This is a genomic window from uncultured Ruthenibacterium sp. (genome assembly GCF_963558415.1).
GTDB lineage: Bacteria > Bacillota > Clostridia > Oscillospirales > Ruminococcaceae > Ruthenibacterium.
Genome location: NZ_CAUWGY010000139.1, coordinates 1 through 3,168, shown reverse-complemented (window position 1 = coordinate 3,168; position 3,168 = coordinate 1). Strand labels below are relative to the sequence as shown.

The window sequence follows — 3,168 nt, the reverse complement described above, 5'->3', positions numbered from 1 at the left end:
TCTTGCATCAGGCTGGAATGGAAGTTCGGGTGATTCTGACCGACGGACCCGTACCTGCCACCCCGGATGCCCGAACCAATTTTGACCGGGCAGCGGCTCTTTCTATTCCCATGGGAGGTATGGATGAACAGGCCGAAAACTTTGTAGAGCGAGCGGATGTGCTGGTGGACGGCGTGTGCGGCACAGGATTTCACGGCGAATTGCGAGCTGACGCAGCCCAGGCGGCCCGCTGGATGAACACAGCTCGCGGCGCGGTTTTGGCTCTGGATATTCCCAGTGGCGTGGAATGCGACACCGGACGAGTGGCCCCGGGTTCCGTACAGGCAGACTGCACCGTGACCTTTCACGCGGCCAAACCCTGTCACGCTCTGGCCTGTGGGCAATGCGGCAAAGTAGTAGTGGCGGACATTGGCATCCGTCTATAAAAAGAAGAGGCAGGTTCAGTGACCTGCCTCTTTTCTTTTAACTGTTCAAAAATGCCTCCAGCTCTGGCCAGCGGCGCTTTGCCTCTTCGTAGCCCGCTTTGTACAGCGCGCGCAGCTTGGCAGGGTCCTTTTCAATGCGGCCGATGCCGCTGGGCGCCTGGGGACGAATCACAAAGGCGTTGCCTGCGGCTTCCTGCCGGGCCACCTGCTCCAATGTGCGGTTATAGCGGATGTGCCGATCGCCCAAAGCCTGTACCAATTTGGGCCAATGGCGGTACCTGGCGCGAATCGCCGGCATCATCCGGTTGGGTTGCTTGCGGTAGCTGGCCATCTGAGTCAGCACCAACACGTGCTTTTCATTGCCATCTGCCATGCTCTTGGTCAAAGGGATGGAATCCGCTATGCCACCGTCCAAGTATTTTTGCCCGCCGATGTTTACCATGCGGGACAAAAGCGGAAGCGAGGCCGAAGCCTGGATGGCCCGAATATTCTTTCTCATATCCCGCGCTTCCATGTACTCTGCTTTGCCTGTGCGGCAGTTGGTAACCACCGCATAAAAGCGGCCCGGATAGCGAAGTGCGGCATTGTAATCCACCGGATCGAGTTGGTTGGGAATGGTGTCGTAACAGAACTTTACACCAAAAAAGTCTCCGGTTTTCAAAAAGCTGCGCATACTGCAGTACCGTGGATCGTGGAGATAATCTACCGATATTCCCAACGCCCGCCCCTTTTGCCCAGAAATATAGCTGCAGGCATGACATGCTCCGGCGGATACCCCATAAATGTTGTCAAAGGTCAGGCCCTTTTCCAGAAAAAAGTCCAGCACTCCGGCGGTAAACACACCGCGCATGCCGCCGCCTTCCAGTACAAGCCCTGTTTTTGCCATGTGATTCAAACCTTCTTTTGCTGCAATTTTTTCTTTTTATTGTAGCACATTTCAAATTGAATTTCACGTGGCCGGTGCTTATAGGTCATCCACCAAAGCAGTACTTTTGGCGTAGGCCGTGCTTTTTGCTTCGAAAAAGTCGGTTTTCACCATATTGGCATTGGAGTACTGGCTGACCCAAGCCATATCCGCAGGCTCGTTCTCACTGCCCTCGTACAATGTACCAAAGCCCAAGCTCGACCAGCGCAAGTTGCCCAGATACCGAATGTAGTCCGTGACCATACGTTTCGTTAGACCGGGTACATCATCCCCAATCACGTAGTGTCCCCAGGCGATTTCCTGGCGCACACCTTCTTCCAGCATTTCCCGCAGCATGGCCACATTCTCCGCACTGAACAGCTCGGGCTGCTCTTTCTGAAGTTCCAGCAAAATGTTGCGGAACAGCCATAAATGCGTGTTTTCGTCCCGGTTGATGTAGCGGATTTCCTGCGCCGAGCCAGGCATTTTGCCATTGCGGGACAGATTGTAGAAAAACATGAATCCGGAGTAGAAGTACACTCCTTCCAGAATGAAGTTTGCCATCAGTACCCGCAGCAGCGTGACGGCATCTTTCTTCTTCTGAAACTCGTTGTACAACTCCCCGATGAAAGTGTTGCGCCGCAGAAGATGTTCGTCCGTCTTCCACTGATACAGGATTTCATCCCGTTGAGTAGGACTGCAAATGGTGTCCAGCATATAGCTGTAACTCTGGCTGTGCACACACTCCTGGAAAGTCTGGATAGAAAGGCACAGGTTTACCTCGTTGGCGGTGATGTATTCGCCAATGTTTGGCAAATTGGCCGTTTGGATGGAGTCCAGAAAAACCAAAAAACTGAGGATTTTATCGTAGGCTGTGCGCTCGGCCGGCAACAGATGAGGATAGTCCTTCACGTCCTGGGCCAGATTGATTTCCTCAGGAATCCAAAAGTTGTTCATGGCCTGCCGATACCAGTCGCTGACCCAAGGGTATTTTAAATTGTTAAAATCGTTGAGATTGGTGGTATTGCCTCCGATCATACGGCGCAGCCGCACATCCGTATCGCCGCCAGGATTAAACAGCGGCTTTTTCACAAGATGATCCATAGTCGTTTCTCCTTTCTGTCAGGAAGAGCAGCTCTCGCACTCCTCCACTTCCAGCGATTTAGAACGCACATAATAAATGGTTTTGACACCATTCTCCCAAGCTTGTATATAAAGGTTCAGCACTTTGCGCAAGGTATAATCATTGGTGATATACAGGTTCATGCTCTGAGCCTGATCAATGTGCCTCTGACGCACACCACAGGCCCGAACGCTCCAGCTCTGGTCCATCTGATGTGCCGCTTTATAATACCAATAAGTCTCCATAGACAATTGCGGCGCAATGCGGGGCAACATGCTGCCTTTTTTCTCTTCCAGAAAAAATCGTTTCATAATAGGGTCAATGCCCGCAGTAGTGCCCGAGAGAATACTGGTGGATGACGTAGGTGCTACGGCCAACAGGTAGGCGTTACGCATACCCTGCCGCGCCACCCGGGCGGCCAGTTCCTGCCATTGGGGCGAAGTATAGCCCCGTTTTTCAAAATAGGCGCCGGTCTGCCAGTCGCTGCCCCCGAAGAAGGCGTAGCTTCCCTTTTCCGCAGCAATCGCACTGCTCGCCTCAATGGCTGCACGATTGATGCGCTCGAACAAGTCGTCTACAAAATCCAGGTGCTCTTGGCTTTCCCAACGCAACTTATGTTTTGCAAGCATGTGATGGTAGCCAGACACTCCGAGCCCAATACTGCGATAACGCCGATTGGTGATTTTGGCATAGGGCAATGGGTAGAAGTTTAAATC

Annotated in this window: 3 protein-coding genes and 1 pseudogene; 1 reads left to right on the top strand and 3 read right to left on the bottom strand. The window is 52.7% G+C overall.

Annotated elements, in window-relative coordinates:
- A partial coding sequence (locus AB5H98_RS13115; RefSeq protein WP_367926332.1) for an NAD(P)H-hydrate epimerase occupies positions 1-425 on the top strand: 425 nt, incomplete at its 5' end.
- A 37-nt stretch (positions 426-462) separates the two neighbouring features.
- On the opposite strand, the gene AB5H98_RS13110 is transcribed toward AB5H98_RS13115, so the two are convergent.
- The 3 genes and pseudogenes from AB5H98_RS13110 to AB5H98_RS13100 all read right to left on the bottom strand — a co-directional run.
- Complete coding sequence (locus AB5H98_RS13110; protein WP_367926331.1) at positions 463-1,311, bottom strand: patatin family protein; 849 nt, start codon at positions 1,309-1,311, stop codon at positions 463-465.
- Between the two features lie 78 nt (positions 1,312-1,389).
- Complete coding sequence (locus AB5H98_RS13105) at positions 1,390-2,433, bottom strand: ribonucleotide-diphosphate reductase subunit beta (protein WP_367926330.1); 1,044 nt, start codon at positions 2,431-2,433, stop codon at positions 1,390-1,392.
- 18 nt (positions 2,434-2,451) lie between these two features.
- A pseudogene (locus tag AB5H98_RS13100) lies at positions 2,452-3,168 on the bottom strand (ribonucleoside-diphosphate reductase subunit alpha); the annotation flags it as partial.